21 protein-coding genes and 1 pseudogene are annotated in these 20,692 nt (G+C 59.3%); 4 read left to right on the top strand and 18 right to left on the bottom strand.

Annotated elements, in window-relative coordinates; all coding sequences use genetic code 11:
• Position 1: 1 nt before the first annotated feature.
• The 7 genes from mtrD to mcrB form a co-directional block, all read right to left on the bottom strand.
• Positions 2-679 carry a tetrahydromethanopterin S-methyltransferase subunit D gene (mtrD, locus tag BW919_RS04245; RefSeq protein WP_198324676.1) on the bottom strand — a complete coding sequence of 226 codons (678 nt, stop codon included), beginning with the start codon at positions 677-679 and terminating at the stop codon, positions 2-4.
• Between the two features lie 115 nt (positions 680-794).
• Complete coding sequence (gene mtrE, locus BW919_RS04240; RefSeq protein WP_088335802.1) at positions 795-1,691, bottom strand: tetrahydromethanopterin S-methyltransferase subunit E; 897 nt, start codon at positions 1,689-1,691, stop codon at positions 795-797.
• Positions 1,692-1,814: 123 nt separating this feature from the next.
• The gene (gene mcrA / locus BW919_RS04235; protein ID WP_088335801.1) at positions 1,815-3,476 is read right to left on the bottom strand and encodes a coenzyme-B sulfoethylthiotransferase subunit alpha; all 1,662 of its coding nucleotides are present in this window, start codon (positions 3,474-3,476) and stop codon (positions 1,815-1,817) included.
• Positions 3,477-3,570: 94 nt separating this feature from the next.
• A complete protein-coding gene (mcrG, locus tag BW919_RS04230; RefSeq protein WP_088336492.1) occupies positions 3,571-4,344 on the bottom strand; it encodes a coenzyme-B sulfoethylthiotransferase subunit gamma in 774 nt (257 codons plus the stop codon).
• A gap of 140 nt (positions 4,345-4,484) precedes the next feature.
• Positions 4,485-5,093 (bottom strand): methyl-coenzyme M reductase I operon protein C, encoded by a 609-nt coding sequence (mcrC, locus tag BW919_RS04225; protein WP_088335800.1) that lies wholly within the window; start codon positions 5,091-5,093, stop codon positions 4,485-4,487.
• Positions 5,094-5,101: 8 nt separating this feature from the next.
• Positions 5,102-5,647 (bottom strand): methyl-coenzyme M reductase operon protein D, encoded by a 546-nt coding sequence (mcrD, locus tag BW919_RS04220; RefSeq protein ID WP_232452846.1) that lies wholly within the window; start codon positions 5,645-5,647, stop codon positions 5,102-5,104.
• A 70-nt stretch (positions 5,648-5,717) separates the two neighbouring features.
• Complete coding sequence (gene mcrB, locus BW919_RS04215; protein WP_088335799.1) at positions 5,718-7,052, bottom strand: coenzyme-B sulfoethylthiotransferase subunit beta; 1,335 nt, start codon at positions 7,050-7,052, stop codon at positions 5,718-5,720.
• 184 nt (positions 7,053-7,236) lie between these two features.
• On the opposite strand from mcrB, the pseudogene mmp10 reads away from it, so the two are divergent.
• The 3 genes and pseudogenes from mmp10 to hypF all read left to right on the top strand — a co-directional run.
• A pseudogene (gene mmp10 / locus BW919_RS04210) lies at positions 7,237-8,442 on the top strand (methyl coenzyme M reductase-arginine methyltransferase Mmp10); the annotation flags it as partial.
• Positions 8,443-8,445: 3 nt separating this feature from the next.
• A complete protein-coding gene (locus BW919_RS04205; protein ID WP_088335797.1) occupies positions 8,446-9,570 on the top strand; it encodes a hypothetical protein in 1,125 nt (374 codons plus the stop codon).
• On the top strand, positions 9,567-11,852 hold the full coding sequence (gene hypF / locus BW919_RS04200) for a carbamoyltransferase HypF (protein ID WP_088335796.1): 2,286 nt from the start codon (positions 9,567-9,569) through the stop codon (positions 11,850-11,852). Before BW919_RS04205 ends, hypF begins: the two co-directional genes overlap by 4 nt.
• A 34-nt stretch (positions 11,853-11,886) precedes the next feature.
• Here hypF and BW919_RS04195 read toward each other — a convergent pair whose 3' ends face one another.
• Positions 11,887-12,585 carry a DUF1678 family protein gene (locus tag BW919_RS04195; RefSeq protein WP_088335795.1) on the bottom strand — a complete coding sequence of 233 codons (699 nt, stop codon included), beginning with the start codon at positions 12,583-12,585 and terminating at the stop codon, positions 11,887-11,889.
• Between the two features lie 412 nt (positions 12,586-12,997).
• On the opposite strand from BW919_RS04195, the gene BW919_RS04190 reads away from it, so the two are divergent.
• Positions 12,998-13,219 (top strand): hypothetical protein, encoded by a 222-nt coding sequence (locus BW919_RS04190; RefSeq protein ID WP_088335794.1) that lies wholly within the window; start codon positions 12,998-13,000, stop codon positions 13,217-13,219.
• Between the two features lie 320 nt (positions 13,220-13,539).
• Here the strand turns inward: BW919_RS04190 and BW919_RS04185 are convergent, their stop codons facing one another.
• The 10 genes from BW919_RS04185 to BW919_RS04145 all read right to left on the bottom strand — a co-directional run bounded on the left by BW919_RS04185 (position 13,540) and on the right by BW919_RS04145 (position 20,660).
• On the bottom strand, positions 13,540-14,643 hold the full coding sequence (locus BW919_RS04185; RefSeq protein WP_088335793.1) for a hypothetical protein: 1,104 nt from the start codon (positions 14,641-14,643) through the stop codon (positions 13,540-13,542).
• Positions 14,644-14,818: 175 nt separating this feature from the next.
• Entirely contained in the window at positions 14,819-15,496 is a 678-nt protein-coding gene (locus BW919_RS04180; protein ID WP_157666018.1) for a diphthine--ammonia ligase, read from the bottom strand.
• Entirely contained in the window at positions 15,493-16,854 is a 1,362-nt protein-coding gene (locus BW919_RS04175) for a hypothetical protein (RefSeq protein ID WP_088335791.1), read from the bottom strand. Before BW919_RS04175 ends, BW919_RS04180 begins: the two co-directional genes overlap by 4 nt.
• Positions 16,855-16,941: 87 nt before the next feature.
• Positions 16,942-17,664, bottom strand: a complete 723-nt coding sequence (locus BW919_RS04170; protein ID WP_088335790.1) for a geranylgeranylglyceryl/heptaprenylglyceryl phosphate synthase — start codon at positions 17,662-17,664, stop codon at positions 16,942-16,944.
• Positions 17,665-17,667: 3 nt separating this feature from the next.
• On the bottom strand, positions 17,668-17,817 hold the full coding sequence (locus BW919_RS04165) for a 50S ribosomal protein L40e (RefSeq protein WP_011019011.1): 150 nt from the start codon (positions 17,815-17,817) through the stop codon (positions 17,668-17,670).
• Between the two features lie 582 nt (positions 17,818-18,399).
• Positions 18,400-18,651 (bottom strand): ribosome biogenesis domain-containing protein, encoded by a 252-nt coding sequence (locus BW919_RS08040; protein ID WP_257789233.1) that lies wholly within the window; start codon positions 18,649-18,651, stop codon positions 18,400-18,402.
• Positions 18,652-18,678: 27 nt separating this feature from the next.
• On the bottom strand, positions 18,679-18,846 hold the full coding sequence (locus tag BW919_RS08035) for a ribosome biogenesis domain-containing protein (RefSeq protein ID WP_232452992.1): 168 nt from the start codon (positions 18,844-18,846) through the stop codon (positions 18,679-18,681).
• Between the two features lie 59 nt (positions 18,847-18,905).
• Positions 18,906-19,583, bottom strand: a complete 678-nt coding sequence (locus BW919_RS04155) for an FkbM family methyltransferase (protein ID WP_157666016.1) — start codon at positions 19,581-19,583, stop codon at positions 18,906-18,908.
• Positions 19,580-20,038 carry a DUF2124 family protein gene (locus BW919_RS04150; protein ID WP_157666014.1) on the bottom strand — a complete coding sequence of 153 codons (459 nt, stop codon included), beginning with the start codon at positions 20,036-20,038 and terminating at the stop codon, positions 19,580-19,582. The genes BW919_RS04155 and BW919_RS04150 overlap by 4 nt, the downstream gene beginning before the upstream one ends.
• Positions 20,031-20,660 (bottom strand): L-threonylcarbamoyladenylate synthase, encoded by a 630-nt coding sequence (locus tag BW919_RS04145; RefSeq protein WP_232452945.1) that lies wholly within the window; start codon positions 20,658-20,660, stop codon positions 20,031-20,033. Before BW919_RS04145 ends, BW919_RS04150 begins: the two co-directional genes overlap by 8 nt.
• Positions 20,661-20,692 lie beyond the last annotated feature (32 nt).

Raw genomic sequence — 20,692 nt, 5'->3', positions numbered from 1 at the left:
ATTACATAACAGTCGAGAGGTAATACGCGATCAAGGACGCCACTATACCGAACACTAAGGAACATACGACCGCCTTCGGAAGCCTAGTGAACTTCGGGTCATGGTAACCCTCGATCGTACCTCCGATGTTGTACGACGCCAGCACCGCGTTCGCGTAGAAGAAGCCCATGGCCAGTACTCCGGCCAGCGCCGCGCTCATCCCGAGCACCTTGTAGAGTGCGTAGTACACCATCGCACCGCCGGAACCTCCGAGCAGTCCTCCGAAGATCCCGCTCACGAAGCTGACCGTCGGGATTCCATGACCCTCCGTACCTGGCGTGACGTACGCCTCCTGGTCCCAGCCAGTGATCGGGTCCTTGTCGACCTTGGCGGAGCACGGTGGACAACCGACGCCGTAGACGTAGATGAAGTTACCCACCATCATAGTGATGGCCATCATCGTGGCGGCTCCGAGGGCACCGTTCCACAGGATCACTAGGAACGGCTTCTGGCTCATAGCCGCCGCCGTGATGAGTCCGGTCAGTCCGGATCCCGCCGCCAGCTGGGTGGTACCCGTACCAACTCCAGTCGCCGTCGCCATCGCGGCCGGAGCGCCTCCCACCGGCACGTAGTGTACACCGACGTTCACCATGATACTACCCAACGTGATCAGGACCAGCACCGCGAACAGCTTGTTCACGGACGTCCAGAAGTGTCCGAAGGCTGCCAGTATCGTCGCCACGGCGATCAGGGATAGGGCGATCCCGAACCCTCGAGCGTTCAGCTTGGCGGACTCACCCAACGCGGGGTCCCCCTTACACTGGGTCGCAGATTTCGTCCATCTCGACATCCTCGTAGGTACCGTAGCTCTCGCGGGCCTTCTTCTCCACGCGGTTACTCACGATCAGGCAGCTGAGCGTGACTAGACCCATAGCGATCACGGCGCCCCACTGTCCGAACAGGCCAGCCCAGGTGCTGAAGAACACCACCAGACCGAAACACAGGCCGGTGAGCGGGTTACCGAACTTGGCGCAGAAGTAGACGCTGTCCATCGAGTTCCGGATTCCGGTCTCGGCCTTCCGTGTGATGTTACCGTGAGCGGCTACGGGGACTCCGCCTCCGAACGGGTAGTGCTGGTATAAGCGCTCGGCACCGTAGTGTACGTCTCCCGTAGAAGACCCGATCGCGCCGACCGTTACACCCCACAGTGCGGCCAGTAGCGGAAGTGGGAACGGATGTTTTAGGAGCGCCCATTGGATGTAAGCCAGCGATACTATCGCGAAGGTCGCGATACCTCCGAAACCCGCGATCGGCCCGAGGTGTGAGAGTACGACGTCCAGGTAGATTGGGTGTCCGAACTCGGCCGCGCTCGCCATTCTACCCAAGTGGGACGTAGTCGCGAACACCATGTGAATTAGCGCGTTCACACCGACACCTACCGCCGCGGCGGCCAGGAACGGAAGCCCGAACTTTGTCATCATCACCCAAGTTACCGTACCGGCGATCGCTCCGTACAGCATGTAGGAAACAGGTTCTCCCGAGATCGCCTTGTTGAAGTATCTGTGGAAGTTCATCATCTGCGGAGCTAGCTGGACCTGCGAGTTCGGGTTGGACTGGGACCCCACGTCCGACTCGGCGTCCTCGAACGCTCCGGCTACGGTGGCCAGCGCGCCCATCGCGGCCGCTAAACCGATCTCGGTGAACCCTACCAAGGACGTAACCCCCTAAACTCGAGTTGAGAACCACGGAAATGAACTCACGTTAAGGGTGCTGAAACGATTTCGCATGTGCTCTCGGTCTAAAAAATGTTGTGAAATTAGGACGGGGTGTGGGCGTTACTCCGCCGGTATGATGAGGTCTCGCTCGCCTGCGGGTTCGAATTCTCGTAGTGCGCCCTTCGCGAACTCTTTTCTCGGTTCTGTGAAGTCGAAGACTAGGTTCTCGTCGGCGAACGCTACCTTGATCACCGGATGGGCGCAGAACGCGTCGCCTCGTGCCGCGTGCGCTGCTTGCACGATACCGGCGTACTCGCCCAGGTGACCCACGTTCATAGCGTAGTTCGGGTAGTTCGGACCACGCAGTTCGAGCGGCAGTCCCTCGTCGCTCCTCACGCTCAGAGTGTTGGCGGCACCGCACTGGTCCTGCAAGTCGTACCCGTAGAACCCTAGACGACCATGACCCTCTTTGTGCGTGATCTGCGATAGGTACCAACCGTTGAGGCCAGCCTGCGCGTGACCTGTCGCGAACGATACACTACAACCCGCGGCAGCAGCACAGACCGCAGCCCGCTGTGAACCACCGAAGTGCGTCTCCATAGCCGCCGGGTACCTCTCGTACTGCTCCAAACCGTACAGAGTCACCTCGGTCGCGACGTCCTTCACCACGTCCATACTCGGGTCAGCCTCGGCGAGCCCGTACTTGTCCTCGACGTACTCAAGACCGTAGTACACGTAATCGTCAAGGATATTATCCGTGTACACGGCCGTTGCATACTGTGTGAAGCCGACTCCTCCCGACATGTAGGATCCTAGCCAGATCTGGTCGTAAAGCATCGCTCCGGCGGCGATCACCTCGAGAGCGACCTTGGCAGGATCATCCGGGTACTTCCTCATAGTCTGTACACAATCAGCCAGCACGCCGAACGGGATACCACCAGGCTCGTTCTCACCACGAGCCCGCCGCGCAGGCAACATCTCACCCATGTTGATCACTTCGGCGTGCTTGCTCGCGAACGCGAAGTCCGACACGGCAGCTTCTCCGGCCGCGATCTTGTACGCACAGATGAACGACATCGCGATCTGCATCGCGGCCCATCGGTACATTGTCGCTCCGTCACAGACGTGACCCACGATCGTCGGCATGCGGCAGACCTGGTACGTCCGGTTACCGATCGCCTTGATCAACTGTTCGGCCTGCTCCTCCGGGAACAGCTTCTCGATGTCGATCAGGAACTTGTCGTCGATCTCGTCGGCGAGCTCGAGGTCACCCGTGATGATCTTGGCGTAGCAGTCCCAGGTCAGACCCGGGTGGATCTCCACCATGTGCTCTTGAACGACCGCACCACCAGGTAGCGCGTGGTTCAGGGTCTCCATATACTCGTTAATTGTCTCCGGGGTTACCTCCTTACCCAGTCGGCGCTCCAACACGCGGTGAGCGGTGTCCATTCCGACGATGACGGTACGGCGGATGTCGTCCCACATCTGCTGCATTGCGGCATTGTTCACGAAGTGCAGGTCGTCACCCTCGACGAACACGTCCGTGCCGGAGACCTGGTACGACATGAGCTTGCGCTGGCCGAGTGGAACACCGATGTCCGGGTTGTAGTGCGGAACTCCACGCTCCTCGGCGATCTTGTCGGCCCACTCCTTGAACTCCTTCTTACGTTCGGACTGCTCCCAACCGCCGAAGATGTAGAACTTAGTGTACTTTTCCTCGGGACTCTCCTCGAACTTCTCCTTGAGCGCCTTCATGAAGAGCTTCTCCTCAGCCGAGGACATCGTGATCCTCCCCGACCGGATGGTAGGTCGAGAACGTTATAAGCGTTTCCAAAATACTTCATGGTTGTTCCGTATGAGCATGTGTGAGTGGGAATTACTTACCTTCTGCCTTTTCTGGCCGATAACCTGCCAGTGTGCGCAGCTCGTGGATCCGCTGGACGACCTGTAAGAGTTCTTCGTCTTCCCTGTACGGGGTACCGTCTATACGGTAGATCGTCGTGCGCTCCTTCAGGTCGTCCTCATCGGCCGGCGCACCTACGGGAATCGGCTCGTCGAGCTCGATACCAACTTGATCCTTGACGTACTCGACCTCGCCCGTCTCCTCGTTCAAGCGGTAACGACGTAGGGCGTCGAACATGAGGCCGTTCTCGTCCAGTCGGAGGGAATGTCCGTGCACGGTCGCTCCTCGAACGCCGGACCTGGCCGGGTCGAAGATCTCGGTCTCGAGGAGCTCCTTGGCGATCTTCTCAAGGTCGCGCTCACGGACCTCGATGATCTGTCGACCGGACAGGGTTCCGGTGTCGACTCCGCGGTAGCGCCACATGTACATACGGGCGCGGATGTACGGGTGGATAGGTGCGAAGTAGACGGAGTCTGCGAACTGGATGTATCGGATTCGGTCGCCGGCCTTGGCGCCCTCCGTCGGCTCGACGAGCTCGCGGATCGGACACTCGGGCTCCTCCATCTCCTCCAGCGGCGGGTGCACACTCGGATACTCTTCACCTGGCTCGCGGTGACCCATCAGCCGGACGATGTCTTCGTCCGGGATCTCACGGAGCTTCTTTAATTCATAATTCGGGTTCACGTACTTGCGACGGTTTTCGGCTACGTCGGTCTCACCTGGATAGAACTGAGCTTTCTCAGCCATCTCCTCCTTCAAACCCATGATATCGGCCCCCCGGGTGTAAGTACTGGGTCATTTTAAAGGGATTTCGACCGAGGCTGGGTTATCCACGAACGGTACTCGGAAGAGGACGCAATAACACGATGACCGTGAGAAGTAATAAGTCACCGAGACCTCCGACGGGCGTAACGTAAGGCGCGTCTGACCTTGCGGACGATCTCGTTGATCTTGTCCGAGGGGACGGTCTCTCCTCGGATCACACCGGTGACGATCTCGACCACCTCCCCTACCGTTTCGGGCTCCGGTGGTTCCACGATGCGGGTACGGCACCCTACCTCGGCGAAGTCCTCGAAGTCCACGGGGGTCTGACACACTATGACCGCGGGGATGTCGCAGTGTTTGAGGATTAGCCGGGCTTTCCACACGATGTGTTGTTTGACGTTACCGAGGTGAATCACGGCGACCTCGTGCCGGTTAATGCGCTCGATCTCCTCAGGTTCTATCCCCATCGTGGCACCCGTCCGAACGGGAGCTTCGGCCGGGACGCCGGATCCAGCGTTGAGTACCAGGACGCTCGTATGAATCCCGGCTTCTCGGAGGGCGTAGGTGATCTCGCACACGGGTTTGGTGATGTGTCGGGAGCCGGGCGACATCGCGACGGCGACAACCTCGGTGATCTCTGTCTCGGCTATGGTACCCCGCTGCGCCAGACTACCACCTTTGCCCATCCCCATAGCGGCTCGGCAGTCGACGGCGTAGGTCTCGCGGCCCACTCGCGAGGTTAGTCCTCCCCCTTCTTCTTGAGGACGGAGACCCTGTCGGCCAGCCGGGCTCGAGGCTCGACGAGTCCCAGGAGACGTTTGTCGAGCTTCTTGACACCCTCCTCGCCGAACTTCAGGTAGTCGGTAACGGTGGGTCTGTGTCGGGTGAACCTCCCAACCTGAACCTCGAAGTCGCAGGGCAGGATCTCACGACAGATCTCCTCGATCTCTTCGACGATGTCATCGAGTCGGTCTTCGTCCTCGATCTCGACGATGATCTGTCCCGTCTGGATCTTCATTGGGACCTTCTCGCCGTGAACCTCGATCGGACGTCTTTCCGGGTGCTTGACCGGTTTACCGCGAGCGGGTCCGAAGGGGACCGCCTTGGGGAGTCCCGGACCGTGGATCACGATGCGTCCGATACCCTCGACACTCTCCAGCAGTCCGTTCAGGAGCTTCTCCGTGGTAGCCGCGCTGAGCAGGCGTTGCGGGAATATCTGCACCTCGGGCTTTGCTCCTTCAGGGATCTTGCGCTCCAACATGCGTGGACGCTCCTTCTCCGACAAGGCCGTTCCCCCTTTCGTTATGGGTTACGAAACGATATCGCGGGCGGGGCGTTGTTATGAAGGGAGGAGCTTAACGCTTCGCCTCCTCCGCGGCGGCCTCAATGATGTACTTCATCGGTTCCCGGAACTCGTCGATCTCACCGAACACGTCACCGATCAGCTTGCTGGTGACCTCCGGACTGAACATTTGAGTACCGGCGTCCAGGGCCATCGCCGCCGCCACGGGCGGAATCGCGAAGCCCTTGGAGTGCCTGGTCACGATGTGGTTACCGTGGAAGATACCCGGGCCACCTCCCCCGTAAATCGAGTGGCTGAAGAAGCTGAATCCAACCGCAGTACCCTCGGCTCGTCCGAAGTCGACACCGGGTAATCCGGTCTCGTACTCGAGCAGGTCGTTGTAGTACAAGATCGTCGCACTGACACCCTGAGCCGCTCGGGCGGCACCCTGGTTGACCATGACTGCGGCCACGAGTCCGGCGGCGGCGTAGGCGTTCCAGAGATCCATGTCGTTGGCCTTGTACACCTTGAACCCGGACGGGAGTTCCTCCTTAACCTCGATCACACCGTCCTCGAGTGCACGCTCGACGACTTCGCGGACGACGGTGCCCACCGTACCCTCCTTACCGTGCTTCTTAACGATGTCGTACACCATGTTGTCCGCGTTCAGACCCTGGTAAGCGTAACCTAGCAGGTGCAGGCGCTCGAACGGACCGAGGGCGTCACCCATTTCGAACATCGCGGTCTGCTCGAGCGTCGCGGCCAGACACACGGCCTGCATGGCGTTCTTCCTGGTCGCGGCCACGACGTGGTTCACCATGATGTTACGTAGGGCGTAGCCGACACCCTCCTGCTTCATCGGCACGTCCAGCATCGAGGCGACGTTGCCGCCGAAGTAGTCGATCGTCTGCGGGTAGCGACCGAAGACGGCCGCCTTGACCATATTAGCGTCCCACATGTCGACCTCGCAGACGTCGATGATCGCGTGCACGACCGCCATACCAGCTTGCAGGGTACCGGAATACGGGTCGGCCATGACCTTCACACGCTCGGACGGGAGCTGCACGAGGAGACGCTTACCGTCGTACATGGGCTCCACGTTCGTGTCGTCGTCCTCGTACACGCGGATCATCTTTTCGACTTCGTCCGCGATCGCCTCGGCGTTGTCCACGACGTCAACGTCCATCTCGCGGCCCGGGATCTTCATCCCTTTGCCGCCGACGGTCGCGTTCTGTAGGGCGTTCTCGACACCCTCGAGGTCGATCGCGACGGTACGCTTGATGTCGTTCACGATACTCTGAATGGCCTCATTGCGCATCGGTGATAGAACCTCAATGGGAACTTCTTCGGCTACGCAGTTACCTCGATCGTCGTACAAATCGACCGTGTCCTTATTCTCGCGCGCCATAAGCAGGCCCCCACAACTCTGCAGGACTGCAGCTTTAAAGGGTTTCCTTATTCACCGGACCGCCGACCGTGTTATCAAGTGGGAGCGCGGGGGCGCGCACCCGGGGCCACCTAATTAACCCTCAGGTAGGTCGGTCACGACCGGGGGTGAGACCTCGCCTGCCCTCGCGGACGTTGGTGGACGACCTGGGGTGGACTGTGGTGGGTTCTGCCGGTATTGTTACTTCCGTGGGGTGAACTGGGGGGAAAGACGCCCTTTCGGCTGCAAGAACTGTCCACCCGGATCCCCCGGATGTGACTACTGCGGTCGAAGCGTGTGGGAGGACAACGGACCCTTTCGCCCTCCCGGGGTCGTGCTACAGGAGGTGGGAATGACCCTCGGGTTCCGACAGGAGCGGGAGGTGACCGTGAGCGGCGGTGGAGACATCAGCAACTATCCGTGGCTGCGGGAGCTCGTGGCGAGCTTGAGGGACCTCGGGATTCGGAGCGTGCAGCTCGGGTATACGAGCGGGAAAGGGTTCGAGGACCCGGAGGAAGTTGAAGAGCTGTGCGGTCTAGGAGTGCGGTCCGTCTCGTACACCGTATTCGCGTGGGATCCGGAGCTCCGGCGGGAGTGGATGGGAGATCGGTCTCCCGAGGCCTCGCTCGCGTGCCTTGAGGTGTTCGCGGATCGGTGCGAGGAGGTGATGGTGGCGGCCGTCCTGATCCCGGGTGTGAACGACGGGGACGTCCTGTGGGAGACGTGTGAGCGACTGGAAGAGCTCAGGATCGACGCGCTCCTCCTGATGCGGTTAGGAACGAGGGAGGAACACGGAATCATTCTGGGAAACTCCCCAGTACTGAACGTAGAACCTCACTCCTTGGACGAGTTCAAGCGGATCGTGACGGAAATACACGAGGAGTTCCCGTTCCGGGTCACGGGGACGCCGTTGTGGGATCCAGAAACGGGCGCCCCGTTCGCGCTCAGGACGCTGGGAGAGGAGCTCCGGGAGCTGCTCCCACCTGTCGAAGTCGAGTGTTCGTTGATTACCGGAAGGATTGCGGCCCCCCTGATCCGCGAGGTATTCCGACACGTGGAGGGTGGGGAGAGGGTAGACGTAGTCCCGGTCGAGAAGGACGTGGCGTGCCTAATCACGGAGAAGGACCTGGAACGGTTGGACGTCTCCTCGTTAAAGCGAACCGTAGTACTTCCCGGAAGGGCGCTCGTTCACGACGCACGGGCGGAGGAATTGTTAAAACGTGACGGTTTCGGGAGGGTCGTGTTGCGAGGTCCCGACCGTCTCACGCTCGACGGCGAAGCGAGCTGTGAGGTGGATAGGGAGGAGGTGCTGGAGTTCGAGTTGAACGCGTTCCGCGACCTCATCAACACTGTTAACATTCTGGGGGAGTGAAACTTGGACCACGACGCAGTAGCGATGCTTATGGAAGTGCGGGCTGATCTAAAGGAAGTAAAGGCGCTGTACCAGCGACTCGCCAGGATCATTCGGCAGGCGGGCCTCACGAACGATTACGAATACATCATCTCGACGGCAGCTGCGCTATTGGTGCACGACAAGTACGAGAAGGCTCGGGAGGTGCTTTCGAGTCTGAAGAACCCGCGGGAAGGTGCGATGCTCACCATGGCCGCCCTGCGGGAGGCCAGCTTGCTGGACGAGATCCTGGGAAAGCATACCGTAGAACCAGCCGAACTCGTCGTGGACGGAGTGGGCTCGTTCGACGAGGCCTTGAAGAAGCTGGACGAGTACCTAGTAGGTGTAGGTGAAGTGCGGCGCCAACCCGGTCCGGACATGTCGTACCTCAGGGCCACGGACGGGGCGATCTCCAACCACCTGCTAGGCCGCACGGTCGGTTACACCCTGAACACCACGCCGCGAGATTACGCCGAGTTCGTGGAGAACTCCGTCCACGCGTTCGCGTACGCGAGGTTACTCCCATCCCATCAGTGGCGCGTGAGGCTCTCCCTCGAACCTTACGTGACGAACCCGTTGTCCCCTCCCTCGCTGATGCGCATGTTGGAGCTCGTGGACGAGTTACGTGACCCGGAGCTCGTGATGTCCGAACTGGACGTCTCGGAGAACACGTTCCTACGTTACTACAAGACGCTGGTCCGGTACCTGTTGGTACATCCCGATCACGAGATCTGCGAGCCGACCGAACTAGGCGAGCGGGCGTTGGACGACGAGGAGGTGCTAGCGGAGATAGTGTTGAAGCGTGGTTTCTGGGCGATTCTCAGCAAGCACCCGAACGGTGGCTCCGTGGCCGAGAAGCTGGCCAAGCGGAGCGTCGTGAATCGGAAGATGAAATGGAAGGACGAAGTCGACATTAGCCTCCTCGTGGACGCCGCGTCCGACGTCGATCGGGCTGAAGCCGAGCTCCCTATGGTCCTAGCCATACACGCCAAGGAACTCTCGACGGTCCACCTGGCGGCCAGGGCCGGGGTCTCGACCGGAGTCGCGGCGGAGGTGCTCTACGAGCACTTCCCGGATCAGGACTGGGAAGGAGAGCGGTTCGGGCTATGAGAACCTGGAAGATCCGAGTCCGCGGTATCGTTCAGGGCGTCGGCTTCCGCCCCTTCGTGTACCGTCTCTGCACGGAGATGGAGCTCGACGGCCACGTGCGCAACTTAGGATCCGAGGTGGAGATCGTAGTCAGGGCGACGCGCAGCGAACTCGAGGAACTGATCCACAGGCTTAAGGAGGAACACCCACCGCTCGCCCGGGTACGCGAAATACACGTGGAGGAAACGGAAGAGAACGTAGGTCCGGGCTTCCGAATCGTCGAGAGCGAAGAATCCAAGGACGTCGAGCTGCAGATCCCCCCGGACGCGCCGGTGTGCGAGGAATGCCTGGAGGAAATTTTCGACCCGAAAAGCCGCAGGTACCTCTACCCGTTCACTGGATGCACCAACTGCGGCCCCCGGTTCACTATCATTGAAGGAATCCCGTACGACCGCGAGAACACAACGATGGTGGATTTCCCGCTCTGCGAGAAGTGCCGCCGCGAGTTCGAAGACCCGGAGGACCGACGGTACCACGCTCAGGTGGTCTGCTGCCCCCGCTGCGGTCCTAGGTACCGACTCCTCAACTCGGACGGTGAAGTCGTCGAGTGGGAGGAGCTCGAGGCGATCCGCGAGGCTTGTAGGCTCATCGAAGAGGGGAAGATAGTCGCCATCAAGGGGATCGGTGGGTTCCATCTCGCCTGCAAGACCACCGAAGACGAACCAGTCGCCGAGCTACGTGAGAGATTAGGACGTCCTCAACAGCCTTTCGCCGTCATGTCCGGATCCTTAGACGATGTCCGCACCTTCGCCGAAGTGGACGGGACCGCGGAGGACCTCCTGACCGAACCGTCCCGGCCCATCGTCGTCCTACATAAGAAGGAACCTTTCCCCCTCTCCGAACTGGTGGCACCCGACCTGCACACGGTCGGTGTCATGCTCCCTTACACGGGTCTACACCACATCATGTTCGAACGATTCCTGGACGAGCCGGCGATCATCATGACCTCAGCTAACCCACCGGGCGAACCCATGGCGATCCGCAACTCCGACGCCCTGAGGCGCCTCCGCGGGATCGCAGATTACTACCTGATCCACGACCGACGTATCGCCGCACGATGCGACGACTCCGTGGTGCGCGTCCTAGACGGACCACGACCCCTGCGACGCTCCCGTGGGTACGTACCGGAGCCGATCGAGATCGACTGGGCGCCGGACGACCTCACCGTCGTAGCGGTCGGGCCCGAGCTCGACGTGACTGCCTGCGTACTGCATCGAGGGAAGGCATACCTAACTCAGCACATCGGGAACACGTCTAAGGCACAAACGATCGATTTCCTCCAGGAGACGGTCGAACGGTTCCTGCGACTGCTCCGATTGGACTGGAACGACGTCGACGCGGTTGCGTGCGACCTGCATCCGTCGTTCGCCACCACGGGACTCGCAAAACGATGGTCCGAGGAGCACGACCTGGAACTGGTCCGCGTACAGCATCACCACGCGCACGCCCTCGCATGCCTCGCGGAGCACGGGTTCGACCCGACCGAGGAACCCGCGATCGCCGCCGTGATGGACGGGTACGGGTACGGAGACGACGGAAGCGCATGGGGCGGCGAGATCCTGTACGTGGACGGGAACGGGTACGAGCGGATAGGGCACTTGGAACCCGTGCCCATGCCTGGCGGGGACGCCGCCACGTACCGGCCTCTCAGAATGACGGTCGCGCACTTACGAGCGGCAGGGTGGTCGGAGGAAGATATCCACGAGTTCCTACTCCGGAAGCTCGAGGAATGGCCTCAAGCCCTGAAACACGGCGAGCGGGAGGTCGAAGTGATCCTGCACCAGATAGAGCACCCGACGATCGAGACGACGAGCGCCGGTCGGTTCCTCGACGCCGTCAGCGCGGCTCTAGGGATATGTCACGAACGGACCTACGAGGGAGAGCCCGCGATGAAGCTCGAGGCCGTCGCGGTTCATGTCGATCACGCGCCCGAACCGGACGTCGACATCCGAGACGGGATTGTGCGCGTCTCGAGCGTCGTGGCCCGGGCCGCGGAAACCGGAGACCGACGGTACGCCCTCACCGCACACCGCGCTCTGGTCAAGGGATTCGCCGAAGTGATAAGTGAGCACCGGGACCGGGAACCCATCACGATCACGGGAGGAGTATTCAACAACGAATTGATCACCAGAGGGTTCCGGGAGCTTTACGGGGCGGACCTCCTGGAACACCACGAGGTTCCCTCGGGTGACGGGGGCGTTTCCCTGGGACAGGTCGTAGCCGCGGTCCTGGAACTCCGATGATTCCTCGACGGTTTCGCCCGGCACCCCTCCCGAATTACACCGCCGGTCCAGGCCGAGGAACCCTCGCCCGATGGTATTCGCGCGCCGCTGTTCTCCCCTGAAGACGTTCGAGCAGTGTCAAACAGTACCAGGGTGGCCACGGGCTGAGCATCTCCAGGAGAACGTCGCGGAACTCGCCGGTGGACCGCCCGAGAAGCATCTTGAGGAGCTCTCTACCACCCCTCGGCCTGGAGTACGTCCGCAGTGGGTCGAACGGCGTTCCCGTCAGTATCCTACCAACCTTGCGAAGGATCTCACCCGCTAGTCCGAGGGCTTCCTCGAGGTCGCCCTCGAACCGGGTCAGGAGCGCCGCGAGCGCCCTCCGAACGGCACGCGCGACGAACCATTTGGCCTTCCGGTGTTCGGTCAGCCGTGGGGCGGCCCTGCGTACCTCCCACAGCCACGCTTCAAGGAACCGAACACTCTCGTTCTCGGACTTGCCCAGGTAGATGGTGCGGCCACGCTCGCCCTTCCGCGGCTTCCACCTGGCCTCGTAGTACGGCCCATACACCTTCCCGTTCACCGACCGGTACGACGCACCCAAGAACGGGAGCACTCCGCGTCTCACGGTTTCGAGGAGCACGCGTAGGACCCGGGCTTGTTCGACGGGATCCCGAGGCGGCTTGGGGACTCGGATACGTTCCGGCGCCCGGACGGGCGTGGCGTCGGGACGGGCTGTGGGTGATCCGGCCATCGGCCGTTCCCCCACGTGCCGCTCCACGCGCGGTCGGTTAAATTCTTTACGTTACAGACGCACAAACAGTGGGAGTGCGACCGGCTCTGCCACAGAGTTGTGCGACTGCTCATCTACAGATCTAAACAGAAGTCTAGGAAGGAAACAGAACGGAAGCGGTCGGTTGGGTCCCGCACTCGTCACCGATCTGCGGGAAACCGTATCGGGAGCGCTCCTCATCCCAGGTTTTACGGGATATTTGCCCACCCACGTACTAAGATTCGTCTCAGGAAACCCAACCTTATCTGGCTTCCACCCACCTTCCCGGCGCCTAAGCTAGTTCCGTCAACCTTTTGACGTGCGAGTTGGTGGGGTACCCGACACGCTCGGCGTCGCGGGTCGGGTTTCCATAAATCGGTGGGGCGGATCTTAGTTGTCGAAAAACGTGCTTCGGGACCGAGGCCAAGGAGTAGTCGAGTACTTATTACTGGCCGCTGCTATCTGTGTATGGGCCTTCTTGGAGATATCAGTCCTCTGGTGGGTAATGGCCAAAGACGCGGGTCGTGCGGCTCAGGAGGCCGCCAGGATGGCTGCTGAGATGGCACGACAAAAAGGTATTGAGATGGCCGAGAAATACGCCAGCGCCATCACGTGACCGAATTGTTTTTCCCGCAAGTAAATCGAGTTTTTGAACCCCTCACGGACGTTAACTCGATGTTTGATACTACGGTTTATGCATGGTCGTTGGAGAGCCATGCGTAAACGATATTATAAATTTTTGACGATAATGCGCTGTATTTGCATAGACCATGCGATAATACTCATATAATTTACTCACTAATATCGTGTTGTCTATGTACTATATTGCAATTTTCATGCACGGGTAATACGTAAATCGTATGATCATGAAAATACGATTATGTTTCCAAATTAACAAGACATAGAACGAGAGTGTTGAGGGATGAGGAAGAGTACTCAGAAAATATCCAGTAGGGACGAGCCGAAGTCCCCTAGGAAACTCGTGAGACCGACGACCGCTTGTAACGGGCTGGTGGCGGTTTCTAGTACGTCCAACATTTGGCCCAGCGCGTCGGAGTCGAGCTCGCCGCTAAGCGCGTACTCCGAGATCTGTTGGACCCAACCCAAGATCTGGTCTAACGGAAAGATCCCGTAGAATATCTCCAGCAGGTACGCTAGGATCTGGTACAGTAGGTCCAGTATATCGGACGGTACGTTCCCGTCGAGCCAGTTCACGAGGTCCAGTAGCTGCGAGAGTTCCGATTGATCCATGTCGATAGTCGTCGGATCATCACCAACGAGAAGGTCCACCCGACCTTCCTGAGTGTCCACGACCATGTACGGATCGTCCTCCGAGCCCAACACCAGTGTAGGATCAGAAGCGCTTGAATCCGATGACGGGTCGACTGACCCAAAGTTCCAGGCGTCCGACGTTGGAGAACTCGAGGAAGGGTCGTCTAGGTAGTGGTCCTCATCCACGTAGTAGTAACTGTCGTTATCGTTCACGATCTCGTTTATGACTTCGCTTTCTTCGCTGACGTCTATATCTTCGATGTTCACGTCACCACTCGGGTCGTCATCAACAACGTTCACGTCGACGTCAGGGTTAGATTCCGAGACGTTCTCCACATCAGAAACCGATTCAGACGTCGAATCTTGGACCTGCTCCGTGCTCTGATCGAAGTCGAGATCCTGGTATTGATCGTTGTACTGTGTCGCGTTCGATTCACTACTCGATTCGCTGAACGATTCACTGTTCGAATCCAGATCGGCGTCCAAGTCGGATTCAGCCATACTAACGTTCGTGTTGGACACGTCGACGTCTGTATCGTCGTAGGACAGGATGTTCTCAATATCATCCTCATGGTCAGCATGGTCAGTCTGATGGTCAGGATCGGATCCTCCGGACTGATCGGAACCGTCCGACTCTCCGTCAAGTTCGATGTCGGGTACTTCGAGCCCATCATCCGATCCGTCGTCTATTTCGGACAGATCGAAAAGATCGTCACCTTTACCGTCGTTGCCCACGTCGTGGGATTTACCACCGTCGTCGCCACCCAACGGAAAACCCCCCTAACGCACGGCACGTCGGAGTCGATCGCCCCCGACAGTTGTATAACCTCGAGAAAAATAAATGTAACTGTTTCCGGTCCCGCTCGTCCTCGGTTCGAGGCGCGCTCACCCCCGTGTCCCCGCTCATCGCGCCCCAACGGCGCTCTGCCATAGCTCAGTCCGATCATCGCCGCTTAGGCACTAGCCTGGCCTCTTTCACGATTAACTCGCCCGAGAAACCATCCCATCGCTTTTCAACGCGTTCTAGGACTATCCTACGTTCGAAAAGTGGGGCATCCAAGACTAGAGTCTCGTATTCACCCCCTTCACCAGCCGGGTGGACCCGGTAATCCTCGTACAACCGTCGGACGTCCTCGATGAAGTCCCGATCGATCCTACGGCCTAACCAGGACTCGTCCATACCGGCCGCCGATACTCCGATCACGACCACCTCGAAACCGCATTTTACCAGGATCTCGAGCTCCTCGAACGGGTCCATACCCCACAACGGATGCACGTGTTCGATCCCGAGTTCCTCGCACAACCTATCGAGCCGTTCCTTCTGATACCTGGACGCGATGGCCCCGGAGACCAGCGCGTCCACGTCGATCTCATCGAGGACGAGGGCCATCTCCTCGATATCGGCCTCATCGTCACGTCCAGACCGTACTTTCAAAGGCTCGAGTCCCAACGCCCGCGCCACCAGCGTACCGAGGCCCGCGTTCGGCACGTGGAACATCATGCTCTCTGAGTCAGACGGTATAACGGTGAGCCCGTACACCAGTTCGTAACCGTCCTCAACCGCCAGGTGTGCGGCCAGCGTAGAGTCCTTACCACCACTAAGCAGCGCTACCGCCCTCAACCACTCGTCCCCCGGGTCTTGATGGACCCTTTTGACGAGCGGCAGCCCTTAAGCCGATGAAAGGACAAAAGCAGGGTGACCAGAAGGAGGACGTTTCGCGATTGAGACAGGAAATACGTTAGGGACGGTGCCGAAAACGGATTCAAATTATGTAAATCATCGAACTTAAGTGTGAAAGCAACAGGGAAATTAAGTGTGTCAACTAGGGGTGCAAGTCGGGGGTAGAGAGGAATTATAAATGGAAGTATATTTATTAACATTTGAGGTGCAAAAATGTAAGAAAATACGAAAGGCGCCGCGACCATTATGTACGTAACTTTGAGTAAACAATCTAGACTATCGTACACGAAGTGGCGTTTCTTTAGTATAATAACAATGACTAAATAAGTTACAGCTACGGACGCTAAGTAGGATATCTTGATTAGGTCGAGATCCTTGAAGAGGAGTGTCCAGATTCCATATTCACAGTACCAGTTGGAGTGAAACTTGATGAACCTCGAGAATCCTTTCCATGAAATTATCGGGATTAACATATATGGTAGGATGGCTAAGGTGATGACTTTCGGACCTTCTGTTATCAACTCTTTCCTTTTAAGTAATGTAACTGTTAATGCTACGGTTGGGAATATCGGTATTAACTTTACTGGAACGGCTAGCGCGAACCAGTGTAATCCTTTAACCCTTCCAGAGAGTATCTCTCTGACACCTTTGGTCATAAAAGCTGCAGAGAATAAGTCCCAATTCGCTGTTGAATATGTTATTACAGTTGGTGATAATAACATTAAAAGTAGCGACTCTTCTTTGCCTAAAGTGCGAACTAATCTCCAAAATTGATACATTAACGTAGCGTGAGCGATGGCGCAGAACAGAACAAAAGTAAAATAGAATTTGTATAATGGTAATCCAAATACTATTATTAAAATTATGTAAATCGAAGTTGCCACTAGCGTTAGGATCGATAGATTTTTGTTCCGTAAAATGATCCAGTATAGGAAGGATAAGTAGATTGCTCCGAGCAACGGTAATAGCAGTATGGTAAGAGCTTTCTGGTTTACAGGATGTACGGATTTGAGAATAAGAGCTGCGATCATTGAGAGAGTGAAAGTGGCGGCCGGTATCGGTGGGTATTCGAATATGTAATCACGGTACGGTACGATACCGTTGTAGCGTTGGTAATAAATAGGAATCAGCCCTTCAGGAGTGTTATAAACTAGAGGGTCGATGCCTGAAGACCGAAGGTAAACATGAACTGCATCACCTGGTGGTAGGTTGAGAAATGGAACGTGCACTGTTACAGCGGCGAGAAAGGCTACGCAGGCCAGGACGGGCCATTTGACCGGACCGACGTCCGGAGCCAATGACCCCCCCCAATGCGATGATCGCGGCTCAATGCATATTATTTATGCAAGACTAAAAGCTAAAATGGGAATCGGGATCCTCAGCGTTCAGACACCCCGTTTAACCGCCTCGACGATCTCAGAGGCCAGATCCGGGTCACGTTCTACGGCGGTCCCGGTGACGACAGCATCCGCACCCGCCTCGACGATCTCTAAGGCAGTCTCGGGATTCCGGATACCACCGCCCACGATCGTGAACACTCCGGTTCCCGAGACTTTCCGTACCACTTCGGGGGGCACTGGTTCCGGCGCGCCGCTTCCCGCCTCCAGGTACACCGCCTTCATGCCAAGGTGCTTCGCCGCCAGTGCGTGCGCGACGATGATTTCGGTCCGGTCGAACGGGATCACTCGAGCGTCACCGACCACTGAGACGGTCGTTCCCCACTCGCCCACGATCAGGTAGCCAGTCGGGATCGATTCCAGCCCGAACCGTTCCACCAACGGCGCGCCCTTCACCTGCGCCTCGATCAGGTAGTACGTGCTCCGCGAGTTGAGGAGGCTCATGAACAGCACCGCGTCCGCGTTCGGCGCGAGACCTTCCGGACCGTTCGGAAACAGTATCACCGGGACGTCCGCGACCTTCCGGATCGCCTCCACCACCGCCTCTACCTGTGATGTGTGCGCGGTCGAACCGCCGACCATCACCGCATCCGTGCCCGCCTCCACCAGCGGCTCCAGAACCTCTGGGACATCCTCCGGACCAACGTCCACGGGATCGAGTAGTGTGAGGTGACAGGGGGCGCGCTCCCGCAGGTATCCGAACACGCCCATGGTCTAACCGCCTCTCGGCTCCCTGGCCTTTGGTCGTAGTCCCTTGTACCCGCACTTCCTGCACTTCGTGGCGTCCGGTGGGTTCCTCGCGTTACACTTCATACAGATCAGTTTGTTGAAGATCCGAGCCTCCGCCTCCGGGAACTTCGCCATCCGAACACCCCCCGCACGACCTTGCACTCATAGGCTAATTGAGTGACGCCGCTGGCTCGAGTGAACGCCTCCGATTCACGTGTTTGAAGACTGTGGTTAGTTATCACAGGTGACCGTCAACGTCGGTGATGGGGAGGAAGGTTTGCTTCACCCGAAGGATGTACCGGAAAGCGAGCACTCGGCGGCGCGGTTGGCGTGGCATCCACCGACGTGAGATCCTTCGGGTAAGCGGCCGTACCTTACTTCCAATCACGACGTGGCCGAGACTTGTCGGGCCCTAGGAGGTACCGTACGAGGTTTGGGGGAACTCGTCCCAAGCGAGCACCGGGAGATTGTATCCGGGTTAAAGTGTCGGCCATCGACCAGGGTAGTGACGCGATCACTCGCAATCCGGTACGGGGCCGTAACTGGCGGCCCGGGGGCCGGTGGCTCGTTGGAACTATCGTTCGCTATCAGAGTTCGCGCACGGTAGTGCTATGAACCGAAGTCCCCGCAAGTGGTCACCGGGCAGCGAGATCTCGAGAACCTCCGGGATACCAGCACCGTATCGTCACTGGTTACGTAACGATTCGCGGGAGATCGTCACGGGCCGTCCGGAAGGAACTCTTCCTGAGCGCGCACGATCTCGGCGCTCGTCTCGGCCTGTCGGTACGCTTCGAGCCGCTCACGGTTGAGCTCCAGGAAGGCGGGACCCCACTTGAACCGCGAAATGAACCTCTCGGCCTCCCGCCTGAACCCTAGGATGTACAAGGCGGCGGCAAGCGCCTCCACGGTGCTCAGCTTGCAGGGTTTACCGTAATTGACGGGGTTGGCCGCGATCAGGTAGGGGAGGATCCTGCGCCGGCAGCGTCGTCTGAGCGGTCAGAAGTACCTGTGGACGTGTTCCCAGGAGCAGTCCACGGCAACGAGTCCGCTCCCTAGGACGGCGTCGCGATCCTCGCGGGAGAGGGCCTTCTCCACGGTAGGATCCAGGACGACGGCACCGGTGGGCACGTCCGATGGACGTCTCACGAGCTCGACGAGACCCATACGATGGGCCCGTAGGGCCGTGCAGGCTTTCGGGTCGCAGTCGCGGGTGTGGAGGACGATCAGGCGCGGGGTTCGCCCACTATCACCGGTACGCGTAGGGCGGGGCTCCTGTACGGGCTCGTCTCCCGGACGATCACCTCGACCCTGTAGTTCCTGTCCTCGAGCCATCGTCGGACGTCCTCCTCCTGCCCCGGATAGTGGTAGGCGGAGATCAGGAGGACGGGGGCGTATTCCTCGAGTGTCCGCTCGGACCCGCGGAGGACGTGTTCTTCGGCCCCTTCGGCGTCGATCTTGATCAGATCGGGAGAAACCCCCAAGTCGTCGATGACGACTGTCTCGACGTCGATTGTCTCCCGGGAGCGGACGAGCTCGACGGAGTAGGCGACGGTAGAGGGGCTGAGGTACATCTTGACGACGTCCTCACGGTCGTAAGCGGCGGCCTCGACGACTTCGACGTTGAGGTCGTTCTCCTCTACGTTACGTCGGAGGAGCTCTGCGTTGTCGGGGTGGGGTTCGATCGCAAGGATCTCACTGGCACCGTGAGCAGCCGCGAGGACCGTGAAAGCACCAACGTGAGCGCCCACGTCGACTACTTCGCGGGATCCCTCGAGCCACTCGTGGGGATACAGTTCCCTGTACAATACGTCCGAGACGGCGTCCGCATCGCCGAGGGCCCAGGGGCGGAAGTACAGGAGGTAGTCGCCTACCACAAGGGGTACCGGTTCCTTCCCGATCACTTGACCGCGACCTCCAGGTATCCGTCGATGATCGTGTGGAAGTCGAGCTCGTCAGTCCAGCCGGCGCGCTCGAACATGTTCATGAAGCACACGCCGACGACGGGTGGGTTCCCGAGCTCCTCGAGGAACTCCCGAGCGTCGTTAGGTGTGGCGTCGGATATCGGCATAGCGAGGCCGCCGAGGAGGACGACGACGTCCGCGCTCTCGAGCTCCTCCCGCTCGTCGGTGACGGTGTAGCCGTGGTCGCACAGCTCCATTCGCAGGTACTCGCGGCGGAGATCTATCGAGTAGTACTGCTCGAGGTCGGTCTCCCGCAGCGTGAACGCGAGAAGTTCCGCGAACGGCGTGCACGTGCCGGCACATCCGGAATACACGAGGACGCCATCACCGTCGGTCAAGTCGAGAACGGCCTCGCGGAAGCCTGTGAGGAGGGGTTTGAGGCCTTTCTCAGGCACCTGAGGTCGTCCCCCTGAGTGTCTCCAGTACCTCCTCTTTAGGCATGGCGCCCTCCCGGAGTATGTCGATATTACCCTCGGGCGTGAGTTCGACCACGGTGGATGGTTCTCCGAAGCGGCACTCGCCCTCGACCAGGACGTCCAACCGGTCGCCGAGCTGTTCGAAGACCTCGTCAGGATCGGTCGGGGCGGGCCGACCGGAGATGTTGGCGGAAGTGGTGACGATCGGTTCTCCGAACCTTCGGACTACGCGCAGGAAGAAAGGGTGGTCCGGGATCCTAACCCCGAGGGTACGCTTACCCGCCGCGACCTCGGGCGCGACCACGCCGGGTTTTCTGGGCGCAACGATGGTGATCGGACCCGGGGTCAGCGTCTCCAAGGCTGCTTCGAGTCTGGGTACGGGCTCCAGGAGCTCCAAGGCCTTCTCGGGCGAGTGAACGGCGACGCTGACGGGCTTATCCATGGGACGCTCCTTCGCTGTGTAGAGACGGCGAACGGCCTCGGAGTTCGTAGCGTCACAGCTCAGAGAATAGACGGTGTCGCACGGGATGGCGACGAGTTTCCCGGCGCGGAGAGCGCGGACGACGTGTTTAACCGCGTGGGGATCATCCTCCTCGAGCACGGTAACCAAGGGGGAGCTTCCCCCGGGGGGTG

The organism is Methanopyrus sp. KOL6, assembly GCF_002201915.1.
In the GTDB taxonomy this organism is placed as follows: domain Archaea; phylum JAADCQ01; class Methanopyri; order Methanopyrales; family Methanopyraceae; genus Methanopyrus.
This window is presented reverse-complemented; position numbering and strand designations above follow the sequence as displayed.